Source organism: Erysipelothrix sp. HDW6C (assembly GCF_011299615.1).
In the GTDB taxonomy this organism is placed as follows: domain Bacteria; phylum Bacillota_I; class Bacilli_A; order Erysipelotrichales; family Erysipelotrichaceae; genus Erysipelothrix.
In genome coordinates this window covers 549,938-568,412 of record NZ_CP049861.1, presented here as the reverse complement: position 1 = coordinate 568,412, position 18,475 = coordinate 549,938, and the positions used below count along the sequence as shown (strand labels likewise).

General features: G+C 38.4%; 11 protein-coding genes and 1 other RNA gene. 6 read left to right on the top strand and 6 right to left on the bottom strand.

The window, feature by feature from the left end:
- Nucleotides 1–105: 105 nt before the first annotated feature.
- Nucleotides 106–894, top strand: a complete 789-nt coding sequence (gene proC / locus G7062_RS02455) for a pyrroline-5-carboxylate reductase (RefSeq protein ID WP_166064342.1) — start codon at nucleotides 106–108, stop codon at nucleotides 892–894.
- Nucleotides 895–902: 8 nt separating this feature from the next.
- Nucleotides 903–1,415 carry a dihydrofolate reductase family protein gene (locus G7062_RS02450; protein ID WP_166064341.1) on the top strand — a complete coding sequence of 171 codons (513 nt, stop codon included), beginning with the start codon at nucleotides 903–905 and terminating at the stop codon, nucleotides 1,413–1,415.
- 86 nt (nucleotides 1,416–1,501) lie between these two features.
- Here the strand turns inward: G7062_RS02450 and G7062_RS02445 are convergent, their stop codons facing one another.
- Both G7062_RS02445 and G7062_RS02440 read right to left on the bottom strand, forming a co-directional pair.
- The gene (locus tag G7062_RS02445) at nucleotides 1,502–2,209 is read right to left on the bottom strand and encodes a CPBP family intramembrane glutamic endopeptidase (protein ID WP_166064339.1); all 708 of its coding nucleotides are present in this window, start codon (nucleotides 2,207–2,209) and stop codon (nucleotides 1,502–1,504) included.
- Nucleotides 2,202–2,780: a WHG domain-containing protein gene (locus G7062_RS02440; RefSeq protein ID WP_166064338.1), complete on the bottom strand. Its 579-nt coding sequence runs from the start codon at nucleotides 2,778–2,780 to the stop codon at nucleotides 2,202–2,204. Before G7062_RS02440 ends, G7062_RS02445 begins: the two co-directional genes overlap by 8 nt.
- Before the next feature lie 411 nt (nucleotides 2,781–3,191).
- Here G7062_RS02440 and ssrA point away from each other — a divergent pair.
- From ssrA to G7062_RS02425, 3 genes are all read left to right on the top strand, one after another.
- Nucleotides 3,192–3,544, top strand: a transfer-messenger RNA (tmRNA) gene (gene ssrA / locus G7062_RS02435).
- A gap of 479 nt (nucleotides 3,545–4,023) precedes the next feature.
- Nucleotides 4,024–4,635 (top strand): hypothetical protein, encoded by a 612-nt coding sequence (locus G7062_RS02430; RefSeq protein WP_166064337.1) that lies wholly within the window; start codon nucleotides 4,024–4,026, stop codon nucleotides 4,633–4,635.
- Nucleotides 4,636–4,931: 296 nt separating this feature from the next.
- Entirely contained in the window at nucleotides 4,932–5,333 is a 402-nt protein-coding gene (locus G7062_RS02425) for a DUF2513 domain-containing protein (RefSeq protein WP_166064336.1), read from the top strand.
- A gap of 1,459 nt (nucleotides 5,334–6,792) precedes the next feature.
- Here the strand turns inward: G7062_RS02425 and G7062_RS02420 are convergent.
- From G7062_RS02420 to G7062_RS02410, 3 genes are all read right to left on the bottom strand, one after another.
- Nucleotides 6,793–7,470 (bottom strand): response regulator transcription factor, encoded by a 678-nt coding sequence (locus tag G7062_RS02420; protein ID WP_166064335.1) that lies wholly within the window; start codon nucleotides 7,468–7,470, stop codon nucleotides 6,793–6,795.
- A 112-nt stretch (nucleotides 7,471–7,582) separates the two neighbouring features.
- Nucleotides 7,583–15,115 (bottom strand): SdrD B-like domain-containing protein, encoded by a 7,533-nt coding sequence (locus G7062_RS02415; RefSeq protein ID WP_166064334.1) that lies wholly within the window; start codon nucleotides 15,113–15,115, stop codon nucleotides 7,583–7,585.
- Between the two features lie 361 nt (nucleotides 15,116–15,476).
- Nucleotides 15,477–17,147: a leucine-rich repeat domain-containing protein gene (locus tag G7062_RS02410; protein ID WP_166064332.1), complete on the bottom strand. Its 1,671-nt coding sequence runs from the start codon at nucleotides 17,145–17,147 to the stop codon at nucleotides 15,477–15,479.
- A gap of 305 nt (nucleotides 17,148–17,452) precedes the next feature.
- Between G7062_RS02410 and G7062_RS02405 the strand changes: the two genes are divergently transcribed.
- Nucleotides 17,453–17,815 (top strand): DUF1304 domain-containing protein, encoded by a 363-nt coding sequence (locus tag G7062_RS02405; RefSeq protein WP_166064331.1) that lies wholly within the window; start codon nucleotides 17,453–17,455, stop codon nucleotides 17,813–17,815.
- Nucleotides 17,816–17,914: 99 nt separating this feature from the next.
- Here the strand turns inward: G7062_RS02405 and G7062_RS02400 are convergent, their stop codons facing one another.
- Nucleotides 17,915–18,448 (bottom strand): hypothetical protein, encoded by a 534-nt coding sequence (locus G7062_RS02400; RefSeq protein WP_166064330.1) that lies wholly within the window; start codon nucleotides 18,446–18,448, stop codon nucleotides 17,915–17,917.
- Nucleotides 18,449–18,475: the final 27 nt, after the last annotated feature.

Here is an 18,475-nt window from a genome sequence, read left to right as displayed (position 1 = left end):
TTGGTAAACCAAGGACCTTTCAATGAAGCGGATTATTCAAGAAGAAGCAAGGCAACTTGCTTTTTCTGCGTTTTGGGTAGAAAATAGAGTTATGGAGGGATTATCATGAAAATTGGATTTATAGGAATTGGCAATATGGCCCAAGCAATCATTCAAGGCATGCCAGATAAAAACAGTATTGTTATCAGCGCACGCACCCCAGAGGATACACTCTTTAAGGCTAGCAAACTGGGAGTTCATGCAGCATCGAATCATGAGATGTGCGTTATCGAATCCGACATCATCGTCTTAAGTGTTAAACCAGAGAAATTTCCTGAAATAATTGCTGAAATTAAGCCATTCTTGAAAGGCAAAACCATTGTTTCCATTGCAGCAAAATTATCACTGGACGACATCACCGCAATGACAGGAGATATTGCAATCGTCCGCGTCATGCCTAATCTCAATGTCGCAATTCAAAAAGGAATTTCCGCAATTTGCCACAATAGCCTCACGTCGCCCGAACACTTGAACACAGTGCGCGATATTTTTAATCACCTTGGTGAAATTATCGAAATTGACGAAGCACAGTTCAGCGGTTTCAGCGCAATCGGCGGAAGCTCACCAGCCTTTGTATTTAAGTTTATTGATGCAATGGCAAAAGAAGGAATGGAAGAAGGCCTTTCTTATGAGGAGACACTCGATATCGCTGCCCTAGCAGTTGCAGGTAGTGCTGACTACTTACGAATAAGCGGCGTCGATGCACAGATTCTCACCAAACGCGTTTGCTCGCCTGGTGGGACAACAATAGAAGGTGTTACATCACTCGATAACAACAAGTTCGAATCCGTCGTGAGAGAGGCTGTACGCGCCACAATCGATAAAGACAAATTCGGGACTTCTATCATAAAGTAGGTTACTGGATGAAACTATACTTTTATGGGTGCATCACAATGGACGGCTATCTTGCCGACAAGAACCACCAACTCGATTGGCTGCACGATTCTGGCAGTGTCGAAGAAACGAGTTATGATTCTTTTTACAAAGAAATGAATGTCACAATCATGGGCAGACGTACCTACGATGCCATTAAAGATATCCCAAACATATCAGACTTTTACAGCACCACCGAAAACTACGTATTTACCCACCAAAGCGAAGCACTTATTGATAGATTCACACCAATCAGCGGTGATGTCATTCGCTTTATTGACACTTTCAAATCAGAGAACATTTGGATTGTTGGTGGTAACACCATCCTTTCCCATCTCTTGAACGCAAATCGTGTTGATGAAATTATCTTACAAATTGCCCCTGTCTTATTGGGATCCGGAATCCCCCTTTTCACACAAGAGGATGCTATAAAACGCTTCACACTCAAATCCGTGCATCAATTTGGGCAATTCGCAGAAATGAGATACACCCGATTTCAGTGATTGTATGATCGTGTTAAGTACTGCGGAAAATTTGAAATAAAAAAACTAGAACATTGGCGGTTACCCTCTACGTTCTAGTTTTTTTATTATTTTTGAATGGGTAACTTTTTCCATAAGTAAATTGAGTACACAATCATTATTATACACTGAATACCTAAAATCATGAGTGAAAGACTATTGAGTGTATCTCCACTCATAAATGATATAAAATCATGGGTAAAATGCCAGATAATTACCGGTAAAAGTGATTTTGTAATTACTACTAGATTAGCTGAAATGAACCCGAATAGGAATGCAAAGACAACTTGAAGTAGGGCATATTCTATGCTTACGCCTCCAGCTAAATTTGCTAAATGTAGAATTCCAAAAAATATTGATGAAACTATGACTGCATATTTTTTGTTCTTTCTTTCAAGAATTCTTAGTACAATGCCTCTGAAAAAAACTTCCTCACTAATACCAACACAAATTGTAAATATCAAAAGTGAAAGTACATATGATACACTTAAATTTGTTTGAAAACCAAGCACTAATCCAAGAACCTCAATAACAATTAGTGGTAAAAACCAAAGAACATCTTTGAGCGAATTCTTAAACGGTACGTGAAGAGACAGTTTCATTCGTCTCATTATTCCAAGTCCAATTATTGCTGCGATACCAAAGGCCACAGCTTGTATAACAAATGCAGTTGCATCATCAGTGACTTGCATTACCTGTATTATTATTGATGATATTATTGGAAACACTAACATTAATAGTGAAAATCCTAACGCTTTCATAAAGTTTTTATTCATTTTCTTTCTCCTTTAATTGTGAAATGAATCCTCGAAATCCAGCACCAAGAATTGATGTAATCTCATTCTTTGAGTATTGGATATCATTGTATGCCATAACAGTTGCAATTCCGTGTGTAAGTAACCAAATATTTCGCATCAATATCTGGGCGTCTTTTAGATTAATTCCAATCATTTGAGACATCATTTTAATTGACTCTGAACTCTCATCTCCTTCAAAGAGGGAAGCAAGGGATTCGTTTTTATAATGATTTGAAAGGAATAAGGCTTTAAATAAATTTGGATGATCTTGGCTAAATCGAATATATCCGATTCCGATTCCTAAGAAAGGAATTTCGGCTTTATTGAATTCCTCATCTACAATCTGATTATACTTATCTTCAATTAATCCGTATGTTTCCTCAATAAGTTCTTCCATAGAATCAAAGACTCGAAAAATAGGTTGGGTCGAAGAACCAATATAATTGGCTAGCTTCCTCGCATTTAGATTTTCAATTCCATAAAGTTCAATATAATCCATTGTTCTACTTTTAATTAGATCTTTACTAAATTTAATTTTTGGACCTGCCATACTATCTCCTTTTCAATTAAATAACAACTGTTATTTAATAATATATCAATTGCGGTAGATTGTCAACAATCATTTAATAAAATGATGCTTTCCAAATGTAAACTATCGAAAAGCAATCAATATTCATGCCAAAATATAAGCACACTCAACTATCGATTTGTATCAAACTTAGTTTGATGACTACCTTGTCAAACATTGACCAACCGACTTTAGAGGGCATGAGTGTTTTAATGCTGTTGTTATCAACAGTAAGTCCTTTAATATACAACGGTTTAAGATTATAGCTATTAAAATAATCATTCTATGATTTACATATATTTCTAGGTTGCTTTGGATTACACATTTTTTTACACAATCCTGATTGTGTATTCACATTGTAGCAATCGCGACTCCGTGTTATAATATTTATACGGGGTTGTCATGGTTTCGACAGGATTTCGTTTGATTTAGATTGCAGTGGCGTGGCTCCCTTAAGGCCAAACAAAACTTAACTGGAAACAATAACAGTTTACAATTCGCTGCTTAATTAGCTTTTAGCTTTGCAGCCTGATACTCAACGTTTTAGCCTTTGGGCAATGAGTATCACCTAACCAACAAAGGATAAGGTCCAAGTCTGCTCTAGCTTGGTCTCGAAAATCTCTGAGCACATCAAGGGGTCGGTTGGTCACATGTCCCAACCTTGATTAACTACATGTGACTAAACTGTAGAAGTCTAAATGTGGAACATTTCTTGGACGCGAGTTCGACTCTCGCCAACTCCACCATATACATTTCAACCCACTAATTAGTGGGTTTTCGTTTGACACACATACATTTGAGAGCGAAAACAAAAGAATAGCGTCATACTGTTCTCCTATTTCACTATTTCTACATGCCTAATATCTGCCCATCAATCGCTTCACCACCGAGATAAAAGTGCTCTCCATCCGCAAACCACTTAAATTTACCTGCACGGTCTTTATACAAGCGATCCACGTTATTTTGAACTTTAACTGTATAGATATAGTCTTAGACTTCAGGAACGCTTCTTGAAGTACTGTATCGATTTGCTCACATGACATTTGTGGCAATTCGATTGAAAACCTTTGACTATCTTCTTTACCAACATTTATTGTCTTAACCAATTCATCCATTGCAAACACAGTACCCCATTTTAAACTGATTAACCCATTAGCTTATTACCTTACTCTGGTGATTATTGTAATAAAACTACCTCAATGCTAGAATGAACGCGGAGGCTAGTATGACAAAAAAATCAAAGATTTTAACAATATCACTTATTGCCGCAGTATTTACGGTTGTTATATCAATATTTGCAATGCAAGCTCTCAGCCCGAAAAAGAGCATTGATGTTCTTTCGCTTCCGTCAAAGCGATTCGTATTAAAAAATCCTGACCCATCTAATCAAGAACTAGTTTTTGGGAAAGAATTAATCTTTTTTAACAATCTAACCGACACGCAGTTTGCCCCCTTCTCAAGAAGTCAGCATGAAATAAAAGATATTAATGTTACAACCGAGCGATTGCATACATACTATGATCGGTTCTACCAATATAACGACAATACACTTATTTTGATGGGTAGTTATCCATCACTTCCAAAACAATATGGAGATCAAATAATCGGAACTAAAATATCTATAAAATACGGGTTAGCAATTCTTGAAGAAGAAACCTTATATATATTTAATTTGGAAAACATTCAACTTGAACACGAGACACTAGTTTCAAAATCAGACACGCAAGCTACTGATTTGTTTCTTAGTGAAGTAATTCCGCTTTCAGATCAAAAAAATAGACAAAGTATCAAGCACTTTAGACTTACTTCCAGAGATCACATTACACTCTCTTGTTAGTGAGTTTGACCCAGTTCTAGTAGTCGAATTTAACTAATACAATCTTTGATTTAAACACTCATTAACTAGGATACAGATATTATCTACCTAGTTATTCTATTCTTCAAATAAAGAATCCCGCTTTAGGAACGCGCAGTTTACGGTAATTTTATTTTCACAATGTCTTTGTGCGTATCAAAATTGCGTAGGTGCGGTGTTCGCATACGCAACGCCGATGGCACCAATATACTATTAATATATATTAATTTTGATAATACATTGATAGTCTAGTATAATTTTTATAGGAGGTATTTGTTATGAAAATTAATATTGATTGCGTTCGGGATATATTGCTTACTTTCGCACTTCAAAAAAATACTGCTTCCAAGACTGTGACGCAATTGGATCTCAGTCTTGACTCTTACCCACAAGATACTGTAACCTATCATTTACATCAAATCCATAATGCACATTGCGCAACTGTTCTCTTTTCGAAAACAGTTCCGTACAATCCCAAAGAGACATTTATTGTCGGTCTTACGAATTTTGGAACGGAACTTTCTAATTCTTTGACTGAACTCGAACATTTTCAAGATTTTAAGGGCATCATCGCCGATAAGTATCCAATGTACGACTTAGAAATTTTTTCCTATGCATTTCACTCTTACCTGTCAACCAAATATGGCGATAGTTCGAAAAATTTGTGGAGTCAATTATGAAGAAAAACGTTTACATATTTTTGAAATGGATACTCGTTGTTCTCGCTTTTTCTCCAGTAGTTCTAGTTACCTTGTTCTATATAATCTTCACTGCCTCTTTCGGATTTAAGACTAGCAATGATTTGTTTGTTACTCCACTATTATTACTCCTAATCTTCCTCCATTTTGCTCTTGCGTTTTGTATCACTTCAGATTCCATAAAAAATAATCTGGTAGGCTGTCTAATTATAATTTTGTTTGTCGCTTATTTATTTTACGAAAATTCAATTAAATTTCCTCCAATAAAAACTACTCCCGCTTTTGCTTTATATTTCATTTCGATACTCTTTATGAATCGGTTGATTACTACTAAATCAAATTCAAATAAATAGTGTTTCTGGGTTTTAAGATAATCTAAATGTTTTTAGCTCTAACGCTTTTACTATACATAATGGTGTTCATACTCACACGTACTTAGAAAATATATGATGACGTTGACTATATCGTCGAAACCGAGGTTATTGATTGGAGCACTATTAACGTAGAATATAATCTAGAAAGGCATGAAAAGGCATGAAAGAGAAGATAATTTGTACTATTCAAATCGCATTATCTTTGTTGGGAATCAATGCATTTTGGCAAATCAATCAAATCTATAATTACATCCGAGCAAATGGCCGTGATTTTGATCCTGATTACCATATGAATACCTTACCTTATGATTACACTATTATTGTTTGTTTTGGATTAATTATAATTTTATCTATTGTACTGTTGATAGGACGAGCAAGAAGGAAGATACTCAAATGAGCATCTTCCTTTTTTGGGCATTGAATTTATTCAAGAGAAAATATCAGCGAGAATCTAGGCCGTGAAATAAATTCAACATTTTTTCTTCAGATTTCATTGAATGACCGAAATAGTTGGCATTTGAGTTTGAGGACCTCAGTTTATTTTTTAAGTCCAGCGCCTTAACATTTCTTTAACAAATCAAAAATATAATGTTACGATAGGGTTAAACTAAAACACAGAAAACATTTCTGATGATTGCCCCACTCATACTCGGTCATTACCCGAACATTTTTTTGGACGATATTATCAGCGTAGAATCATTGTTATTCTAGGAAACGAAGGTAGGACATATGAAAAGTTCATATTCAGATTCAATTGCTATCGTACTAGACGTTGTTTTCTTTTCGTTCATACTACAAAAATTATTTGGAGATGATCTAAGGATTGTAGGTGGTCTCCTTTTCATCAGAGAAGCATATGTTATTTTAACATTTAGATCCCGTATGAAATTGGAGCAACGTATCGCTACAAAGAATACACCAACTATTTAGATCAGAAAAAAAGCAAACATTTTTGAATATGTTCGCTTTTTTGCAATATTAAATCAATTCAACTATAAATATGTCGGTACAGTTTATGAGTACAGTACCTTTGAAATATGTTTATACACTAATAGGAAACTGGCCTACTAAACAATACTTTCATTCCACTTGTATCCACAACCTCGTACTGTCACTATTGAGAATACATTCAGTTTATCACGTAGGTTTTTAATATGGACATCAATAATTCGAAGTCCGGTTTCCTCAGTTCCCCAAACCGTTTCAATGATTTCCTCACGTGTTAACTTTTCATTCTTACGCTCGAGAAACATTTGCAGTATGTGGAACTCAATCGGTGTTAAGTCTATCAGAACACCATCACGACGCACTTCATGTGTCTTAAGATTTACAATTAGTTTCTGTTGCTTCGATTGAAGAATCATTTCCTGTGCAGTCGATCCAACTTTGTTCTTTAGAACTTGCTCAATGTATTTTAGTACTAGATCCATGCTTTTGCTTTTCTCCAAGTAGAGATCCACATTATTTTCTACCGCGGCAAGCTCGGTTCCATCACCAGGTTTACCTGTCAAAATAATCGCTTTGATATCACTATCAATGTTCTTTGCAGCGGTGATTAATTGAATACCATCAATGGTTTCGAGGTATAAGTCCGAGATTAACAAATCATATTTATGTTTTGCCAATAACTCCAGACCCGTAATCGGATTGTCGGCAGTATCTACCTCATAACCATTTCTTTTGAGAATACGTTCAAGGAGATGTAAGTATTCAATGTTATCTTCAACAATTAATATTTCATTCATTATTTTTCAACCTTTCAAGACTACTTGTATGTGTTTTAGATGTCGCTATATGCAAAGCGACTTCGCATGGTGAACACATAGAGTGCTCTTACGAAGTCGCTTTGCGAGATAATTACTTACGTAGTTCCTCGCGTAGTTTCTTGACTGCAAGAATCAAGACTCCGAGTAACGCAATCGTTGATGCATAAATTGGTGCAACAGGTGTCATCCCTGTTCCTGGAAGTAATGGATTGTTTGTGCCATCATTCTTTCCGGGATTCACAGGGACTGCTGGGTTCTCTGTATCATTATCAACCGTTAAGGTGATTTTTGATGAAAACTCCACAACACTCTCATTGCTTCGTGCATATTTCGAGCGCACGCCCAAATTGTTTTGGTTCAACGAATAGTTCAAGGATACTTCATAGGTTCCAGGTCCTGTTACCACGCTCTTCAAGTTATGTTTCACTTCAATCGCATCGCTTCCGTACTCTTCACCTGTGGTCGTATTCACAACTTTCGCTCCACTGCGTTTCAAGAGTTCTGCTTCCAGTTCTGCTTCACTCATGGAACTAAATTCAGACCACTTCATGCTGACATCTTTCGCTTGGATTTCTAAGAATCCTGTATCGTAGACAACCACTTGAATATCTTTTGTTGTAGTTCCTGCTTGAAGTGTCATCGTGTATGTACCGACTGTTTCAGGTAATGCACTCTTCACAGAGACTGGTGCTGCTTCGGTATAAAGAACATCGCCATCGGTATTCTTGACTGTCTTTAGTCCGGTTGCATTGGATAATGCAATGAAGTCCGCATTCTTTAAGTCATGAATATTGATACGCACACTATCGGCAATAATTGAATACTCCGTTGTTGCCACAATGTCATTAACTACGGTAACACTCACTGTGACGGACTCGCCATTGGCTGCCTTAATCACAACGTTATTGAATGTTCCCGATGTCGATGGCATGTTCTCAACGGTGAATACTGATACAATTTCCGCACTCAATGGATTGTTTGTATTCCATGCACTCGCATTTACCATTGCAAGGATTTTTGTTTCAGATAGTTCACTTAATGGTAGGGTAATTGTATTATTTACAACACTCATTTTCGGCATAACACTCACTTGAACGGGTCTTGTTTGTGTTTGATCACGGAATGTTGCTTTAATCACAACACTCGTGTTTCCAGGAGTTGAGGTATCAACAGAGCCAACGACACTGATCACAGCGTTGCTTGGACTGAAGCTTACCACAGCCTTGTCTTGAATCCATGTGTTATCAATCACATCGCCTTCTTTTACATAAAGGGTTGTATTGGCCACGCTGAGTTCAAGGTCTGGGACAATCTCTGTAACCGTGAGGGTCACACTGAGTGTTTCCCCATTATCAGCGACAACGGTGAGTGTTTGGGTTCCAACCACTTCGTTAATCGTTTCGGTAATTGTAAAGGATGTCACGACTGTCTTTGAGATACCATCCGCTACATTCCATGCCGATGGACTCACCATTGCGAGGATTGCATCCTTATCCATCGTCTTCAAGTCTTCAATATCCACACTGAGGGTTTGTGTTCCACTCATTGCTGGGACAACTTCAAGTTTGATCGTTTCTGTGAGTTGTGCACTGTTGTCAGGACGTGCTGCCGTAATTACGACATCATAGATTCCTGCAGTTGCATAATCCACAGCACTCTCATCAATCGACAAGACGGTACTTAATGGACCAGACGTAATTCCCGCTGTTGTTTCAATCCATGATGCATCTTTCGCATCACCTTGTTTCACATACAGTTTCTCATGAGTCACATTCAGTTCTAAATCTTCAATTACAGTTACATTGATGTTCTTTGTTTCTTGTGATGTACTTAAGGTAATAGCATAATCCCCTTCTGTATTCAGAATGGTTTCGCCTCCCAAGGTATACTCATTCGCCAAGGCGACATGGGCTGTATGGGCATCATCCACAATCCATGATGTGGTTTCAGTACGTTGTACCAGTGCAGAGAGATCAAGTCCCGCTACATCTGTGGCATTCACCACAATATCATGACCACTGATTGGTGCAACGACATGAACGGTAATGGTTGTTTCCGCAAAGTCAGTATCCGACTTCGCAACACGTAACACTACTTCATAATCTCCGGCAACACCATAGTCCACAGTTCCTGTGAAGGTTGGGGTTAAGGTTGACGGTGTGATTGTAAGTCCTGCTTCACTTGCGATCCATGCAGTGTCTTTCACATTTCCCATACGAACATAAAGGTCGCTATGGTCGGCTTTGATAGTAACCGTTTCAACTACCGTAACGGTATAATTGACCGGTGTATTGTCAGCAGCTGTGAAGATTACATTGTAGGTTCCTTCAACAGGTTGAATGGTTTCACCACCCACACTCACCGGTGTTTCAACCGCTTGAAGTGGATTGCTTAGATCGTACGCTTTAATACCGACACGCTCAACCAAGTTGAGTGTTGATACTTCAGTCGCATTGATGACTAAGTTTTCGAGTGTTGGTTTCATGTTATCCATGATAATCACTGAGAACGCTGCACTGTCTGTATCTGTACCATTGGTAATAGCTGCAGAGAGGTTGTAGGTGCCTGCGGTTGTATAATCAACCGTTCCATTAATCGTTGGTACACGGTTTGAAGGGGTCCAACTCATGTTTGATTCATGCTTAATCCAGTCCATATCACGAACCGTTCCGGTACGTGAGTACAGTGGGGAATCCACACTGATGGTGGCATCTTCCGTAATCTTCACACTGACACTGACTGTTTCTCCATTGGGAGCTGTAATCACGGCTGTGTACTCACCATTCGCAATGGTAACGCCACTGGTGTCCACTGTATACCCTGCTTCAAGCGTCAGTGGGTAGGCCACTTTCTGTGTTGCATCGCTGGTATCATACGCGACTGCTTGGGATGCGGTTAAGATTTTCTGAGCAAGATTTTCTGCTGTAAGTCCTTGGGCATCCATCACAACGGCTTTCGCGCTTAAGTAAGGGAGGACATGGACCTTGAGTGTTTGATCAAGGGTTCCTGTTTTGCCATCATAGCTTACTGAGATGGTGATGTCATAATCACAGGCTGTTGTGAAATCAACACCACTTAAATCAAGGTTCGTTACAGAACCACTGACTGGAGATGCGACAATGCCTGCTTCCGTAATGAACCATGCTTCATCTTTCACATCATCTAAGTTGACATAAAGATCATAGTTTTCAACACTCGCACCCACGACGACTACAGATACTGTCGTTGTTTGGCCATCTTCGGTTGTGATGGTTAAGGTGTAGGTTCCGGGTGTTGTCAAGACGCTTGTGGCATCGATATCAAACACGGTATAAGGAACACTGCTGGTTGGGGATACTTTGTAAGCAACCACTCCAGATAACGTCTTCCAATCTGCACCTGCGACTTCACTTGGAATAAGGGTAATGCTTGCGTTGGCACTCATCTTCGGTACAATCGTGACCGTGACAGTTTTCTCAACATCATTCCCTGCTTCATCCACAACACGGACACTGAATTGTGTATCACCCGGTGTCGTTGTATTCACACTGGATAATCCGGTATAGGTTACTGTTAGGTCCTCTTCGGCAGTGACAATATCACTGTAGCTAATGACTCCGTGTTCTTTGACCCACGATGCTTCCACACCTTCATTTACATCGGTTTGAAGGATGTATAAATGGTTGTTTGTGATTGCAAGGTCTGGGGCTGTCGTATCCGTTACGATAACCGTTAAGGTATCTTGAGTTTTGTTTCCATCACTATCCGTAACACTGATGATGATTTCTGTAGTTCCAGCGACACTGACATCAAAGTTTTCAGGTAAGACAGAGTAAGCAATCTTATCGGTCATTTCTCCATCTTCACCGTCATGTGCTTCAAGGCCTGCAAAGACATCCGTCCATGCTTGAATCTTGTTTGCTTCTGTATTGGCTTTCGCTTCGAAAGTTACCGTCTTACCGGCTGTTGGGAAGGTAAATTCAGGTGCTGTATTTGGATTCACTTTGACATTGACACTGAGTGTTTGGTCATTTCCAAAGACATCCTTGAATGTGACAGTGATAGTCGTCACACCGACTTTCTTCGCCGTGATATCACCACCAAACAGTTTCTCACTGTTTTGAGCGACTGTGGCAACGGTGTTATCAGAGCTTGTCCATACTAAGGAATCTTGATCAATCAGATCCATATTAAGGATGTTTGTGAGGGTAAACTCAACACTTTGTGTTTGCGGTAAGGCTTGCGGTCCACTGAGTGGTGCAAGGAGTTCCACATCTTCAAGGCTGTCGGCTTTGACTTGTCCTTGATAGTCGAGCACACCTGCAGAGATGGCACTTGCATGCACATCATCGAGTGAGTCCACCACAACCGTACCGGCAATCAAGTCATCTTTGGTGATGTAATCAACATCCGAGTCGACAGCATCATCACTTCCTTGTTTTGGAATTGTGAAGTATTGATAGTCTTCATAGTCATCCATGGAGAGTAAGTCATTGAAGTCAACACGATACTCACCCACGGCAACATCGAGTTTATAATGACCGTTCTCATCTGTCATGCCTTCAGAGATATCACCATCAAAGATACCTGTATCTTTATTCTTTGCTTGGGCTTTGATGTTTACTTGGTCTAAGACTTCATCACCGGCATCAAAGATACCGTTTTGGTTTTTATCTAAGAAGAGTTTTCCACTGATCTCTGCCATTTCAAGACGACCTGCTGCAAGGGTTCCTACTTGAGATCCTGATGCAGTAGATGACTTAAACTTATAGTACGGACGGAATGCATTCACAGTCGTGAGTTTTTCTGGATGATCCTTAATTGTTTGACTTGTTTCCGCAATAAGATACGTAAACTTATAGACAATGCGCTCCCCATCTTCCATACCACCCACATTCTTAATGCGAATCATGGTTGTTTCACCATTGGGCGAGGATTGATCAAAGGTTGCATCGGCGAAGTTCTCATCACGTGCCGTGTTGGAATACGATACTTTATATTTATTCTCAATGGCTTGTTTTTCTGGTCCATCTTCCAGTTTCACAACAACGCCTGCATCATTACGAACATACACTTCGGTTTCGTAGACAGGAATGATGGTCATATCCCAGTTGAAGGTTTCGCCACCCTCACCATGAATGAGATCCCCAAAATCAATCCCTGTTTTTGGAGACGGAACATAGGTCGTAAGCTCTGTCATCGCTTCACCGGAGTTATTCATGATATCTACATAATATCCCGATTCAGAACCCGCAGTGAAATCAACGGCATTCCCGAGTGTTGGGTTATATGCCGGTTCACGATAGTCACTGCCTTGTTTCTTGAAGTATGTATCGATTAACAATGCTTTTTGCGATACAACACTAAACGGAACAGAGTTTACTGTTGAAATATTTCCTCTTTTGCCATCGCCACGAACATTAAAGTTATCTTTTGCGACCGCAATTTGACCATAGGATGGTTGGAAATAATTTCCATCCGGCATTTCAATAAAGATGATATCTTTAAGATCATAATTTCCGCCACCAATAATGGATGCTTCAAGTTTAAAATCAAGCATAATCGGTTGCGTCACATATGGCGCTGTCGTAGTAGCAGCATCACGCGCTCCATAGTAATGTCCATAGTTAGCGTTTTTTGTAGTGACTTTATAGATTGCGGATTCATCCACATTACTGTATGTCGGTCCACTGACTTCATACTCAAGTGTTGAATTCCCTGTTTGTCTTACAACAATACTGTCTTGAACTAAGCTCAATCCACTTGCATCTGTCATCGCTGCAGTCGTATATTTCGGAACACGAATATAAAATGTCGGGTTTTGAATACTCATTGCCTGACTACTATAGTTAAACCCATTGTTTGCGAATTGAGCGGTAATTTGTAATGGAGCCACTGGTGTCGTCCCATTAACAACACCTCCTGCAACAATCGTTCCGTCTTTACCACTCACCACACCAGAACTTAGGTTTTCTCGACCGATCTTATCGCGATTTACATAAGCATCAGTGTCCGTTAAGGAGTTTGGTACCACACCACCACTTCCATCATCCGACCATGTTTTCAGTTTCATCTTAGCAGATGTAACTGCGGGATCATCTGAAAGTTTACCAAAAGCAAAAAGTGTTGGACGACCAAGATAGTTACCCTCATTTCCTGTTGATGCACCGACATCACCAATAAATGCTTTCGCATAAACTAAGTATTCGCCATTTTGTAGGTGGATTGATTTTCTATTGATAGCATAACCTGTCATTTCATGCTTTCTTGAAATGATAATTTGGTTTCCTTTTGCTTCGCGAAGTGGGGCATCGGGAGCATCGAAACTCGTTCTATAATACATTATGGAAGGTTTCGGTTGTCCTGCACTTACTGGAAATGAAATTTCATCAGCTAGAAAACCATCACCAATAAAATACTCTAACCATTGGGCTTTTTTAGGTTTCGAAGGTCCATTTACAATACTAAAGTTTGCGGCGATAATTTTAAATTCTTCTGTTCCCGCCGGTAGTTTATTTGAACTGTAATTTCTTTGTGAAGCAACAATTGTTAGTTTTTCATTATTTGCTTCTGGGTCGTTCTCATCCAATACGACGTGTGACATTTTATAGTTGTTTGTATTTCGAATCGGAAGAATCGTTCCATCGTAAGTCTCTACATAACCAGATACCATAGCTGCTTCGTAAGGTTTGTACTTACCTGTTGCATCTTTTTCTGATGGTGTAGCACTCGCTGGGATTTCATAAATAAAATAACCTCCCGCGTAGGTTGTTGCTGGTTTTCCAGGAATCGTTAAGTACATCGGTGTATCATATGTCGTTTCCGTGACTTTACGAGTCTCATTAATGATTGTCTTTCCGGGATTTTTAGGTGATGATGTAACATCGTGAACTTTCATTTGTTCTGGAATCGGTGTTTCCAAGTAACCACTCTTTAGATAGAAAGGTAATGTATAACCATGACCGGCACGGTAGAATGAAAAACCTGTTCCAGTGTATCTTTTCCCATCTTCAGGGAAAGATTGCATAACTGGAGCATAGTTTACAGTCAATGCCATCGTAGTAACACCCGTAGCGTTAACATCGAGTGAAGCACGGGACGTTGAAATATCATTTTCTAATAGTTCGACTTGTATTCCATTTCCTTCAGAACTTTTGAATACCTTTGGACCATAGTAAAGCGTCATATCTACAGATACAGAGATACTATCAATAATCAGACCATCCATTGATGGGTCGATTGTATAGATCAATTCCCCATTATAAGAGTTATATTCAGCGTGTCGTTTAGGTCGTTCAATTTTTTGTATGTACTTTGACCATGTTGCAACTGTGTCAACTGTTTTATCAACAATTGTTTCAGGATTTTCAACAGGGATTTTATCAAATCGGATTCCTTCGGGAAGTGTAATTTTTACTTGCTTCTTTGTTTGAAGGTCGCCATCAAATTTCACAGCGATTCTCATGTCATAAACAGTACCCGCTAGCCATCCCTCAGAAGGGTTGTAATTGGGAATACTCAAGGTAACATTATTATTAGAACTTGAGTTCCCATCCGCGTAGACAGATGTTGTTCCAACACCCGAACCGACGAACGAGGTAATCGCTAAAATTATAGCGAGCAAACTTGTAAATATTTTCTTCATATCTTCCTCCGATTGCAGAATCTGTATGTTAATATTGCACACATACTTAGCAATCCGAATAATACCATTCTTATATTCATAATGTGACCCGATGTCATTAATGCACTTCTCAGTGACATAAAACCAATATTTTAGCGATATTTTTAAATCATTTCATTACAACCTGAACGATATTTAAATAATTTAAACATTGTTTGCTTTATTAAGATTTTCAAACTGACGATTTTGCGGGGCTTAACACCTCTTTTTAAGTGTATTTATACGACAAATTGTCTCCTCAATCCTAAGATAATAGAAAAACTAGAGCCTTCCGGACGAAGAACTCTAGTATAGTAATTTATACAATTATCTTTTGCAGATCTTAGGATGCTTTTCCCTTTCTTATTGCGATGGCAGCACATCCAGTAATCATCAAGATAGCTCCGATTAATAGTGAGTGATTCGAAATCCCAGTTTGTGGAAGTTTGCTATTTCCCAACATTATTTGTGTTGGTTGGGTTGCATCACTTTGTGGCAATTCATCTGAGTTGTTTGGATTGAGTGGTATCTGTGTATCATCATGTGGCAAATTGGGTTTAGCAATTGCTGCCCATTGTGCAACCAGCGTGATATCATTATGAACTTTATCGTTTATAAAATCCCACTTTATGTAACCGGTAGGCGTATTTATTCCCCATCCTTCAAATGTGAACCCGTCTCTTTGTGGTGCTTCAACGGGAACGATTGTGTCGCCTTCTACAATAGTTTGACTGGATATTTGATTGGAATCTGCAGACCCCATATCAAAAGTAACAGTATAATTATTCAACTGAATTTCAGAAACATCCTGATTAATGCTTCCGCTGAAGTTCGTTCCATTATCCCAGGTCAATTGATTGGATTCTGCATGCTCCCATGTAAGTTCACCATTCTCATAAAGACCTTGTGTCACGAAATTCAAAGCAGGAACCTCATTATTTCTATCGCTGATTTTTATTTCTGTAGATACTCCTTGATCCACAGTATCAAGTGCAATTTTCTGGTTAGCGGCAGAGAATTTCGACATACTGTTAAACTCTGATAAGAAGCTAATGTCGTGAATTTCATTGTCATTTATTAAGAGCGTATCCACCTGTGTTAGTAACTGCAAATCTTGAATATCCTGTATTTTATTTATACTAGCATCCAGAATTGTAAGTTGTTTTAAGTTTTTTAATGCTTCGATATCTTGGACATTATTCTCACTGAATCGAAGCTCTGTTAATGTTTGTATGTTTTCTAATATGCTGATATCACTCACGTTGTTCTTACTGAAATCAAGTGATTTCAGTGTTGGATGATTTTCAAGTACACTAATATCTTCTACCTTATTATTAAAGAAACCAAGTTTCTTCAAATTTACAAGTTGTGACAAATGTTCAATTGAAGAAATGTCTGTTGAGTTTAACTGAAGACTTGTCAATGATACGGCGTTAGCAAGTGGTGATACATCCCCTACAGGATTAAGTCCTAAATCCAACCTTTCAATTCTTGGCAGAGCTGCCAATGGCGCTATGTCGGTTATGGCATTACCGTATGCATGCAAGTAGGTTAATTTCGGCATATTGCTCAGTGGTGTAATATCGGAAATTGCATTCTTATAAATTTCCAATCCTTCAAGATTCACTAAACTGCGAATAGGCTCAAGATCTGTAATATCATTGGACCCAATATAGAGAAACCTTAATTGGGTCATTGAGGATAATTCTGATAAATCAGTAAGTGAACCATTTGTAACTTTCAATCGAATCAAGTTCTCTAGTCTTACAAGACCTGTTAAATCAGCAACAGCTTCATTTGTAATTAAAATTTCCTTTATAGAATTCAATTCAGTTTGTTCAACGGGATCTGACACAGCTTTCCCTAATTGATTCGCTACTGCAGATGCAAGTTTTGAGTCCAAGAATATATCTGCTATCGTTTCGTCACCTGCCGCATGAATTGCGCCAGCTCCTAACATCATTATCATTACTGCAATAGTTACATTCAGAATTTTTTTTAGTTTGTTTGTCATAGGTTTCCTTCTCTTTCATTATTACTTTGCGATTGAAGGTATCTGTAATCGCACATGCAATTACTTGTTTTAATCTTCATTGTGTATATTAACTCACAATTTTAATATAATCTTCAAATTGTGACGAAAGTTGTCTGTGATGTAACAAACCGTATTTTTGATAGGCGTTCATATAAATTTTTGTTTATACTCGAACGTTTAATTTATAAAGTTCATATTTCATCATCTCTTTGTGATAGCGCACATCGCTTGCATATGACAAACATCAGAACTATAATAAAAACGAATTTTTAAGGAGAAACTCTATGTCATTCATTTCATCGCTCTTAATTGTATTCGTTGCAATTGAATTCTTTTTTATCATGTATCTCGAAACATTCGCCACAACATCAAAACAAACAAGTAAGGTTTTTAATTTGAATGACGCCACGATCGCACACCCTTCGATTCAGGTTTTACTTAAGAACCAAGGTGTTTACAATGGACTGATTGGTGTATTTCTATTATACGCACTGTTTTTCTCAGGGTCGGCATTGGAGATTTCGAGACTTGTTCTGGTATATATTATCTGTGTTGCGACGTATGGAAGTTTTACTAGCAATAAGAAGATTATACTTACGCAAGGTGGTTTAGCAATCATTGCACTCTTATCAACTTTCATTTTTTAGATTTCCTTACAACAAAAAAGACGGATGCACCTGCATTCGTCTTTTTATAAATCAAAGAAAAACTCGAATCCTAAGACTCGTGGTTATTGTGACACCTTATTATTCGCTCTTGCAAGCCATTTCTTGTGTCTCTAAGGCCATGATTAACAACTTCGGTGACATTGAGTTAATCAGTTTAAACGCGCCACCCGCTTCTTCAAAGAACTCGTAAAGTTCAGGTGTTGCATTCTCTGAGTCAATAATCATGCTTAATGTGAATGATGTATCACCACTGCGTTCGAGTAACACTTCAATCTCATCAGGGTATCCCATCTCAGCATAAAATTCTTCTTTATCTTCAGCGTCAATCATATCTGCTATTTCAACCGAATCAACTGGCATTTCTGCTTTAATGATCAGTGTTTTTATTTTGTCATCTTTATGTGTAAATGACATTGAGTCGAATCCAATATCTTCACTACTTGTCGAAGTACATTCTGTTGTAATTAGTTTGGATTCCGTGACCACTGGTTTCTCAACAGGTTTTTCTATCACTGCTGGTTTCTCAGGTTCTGCCTTTGGTTTCTCCTCTTGCTTTGATGAGCAACTCACAATGAGTAAGCTCATTAATAATACTATTATAAATCGTTTCATTTCTATTTCTCGTTTCTACCCTCACTA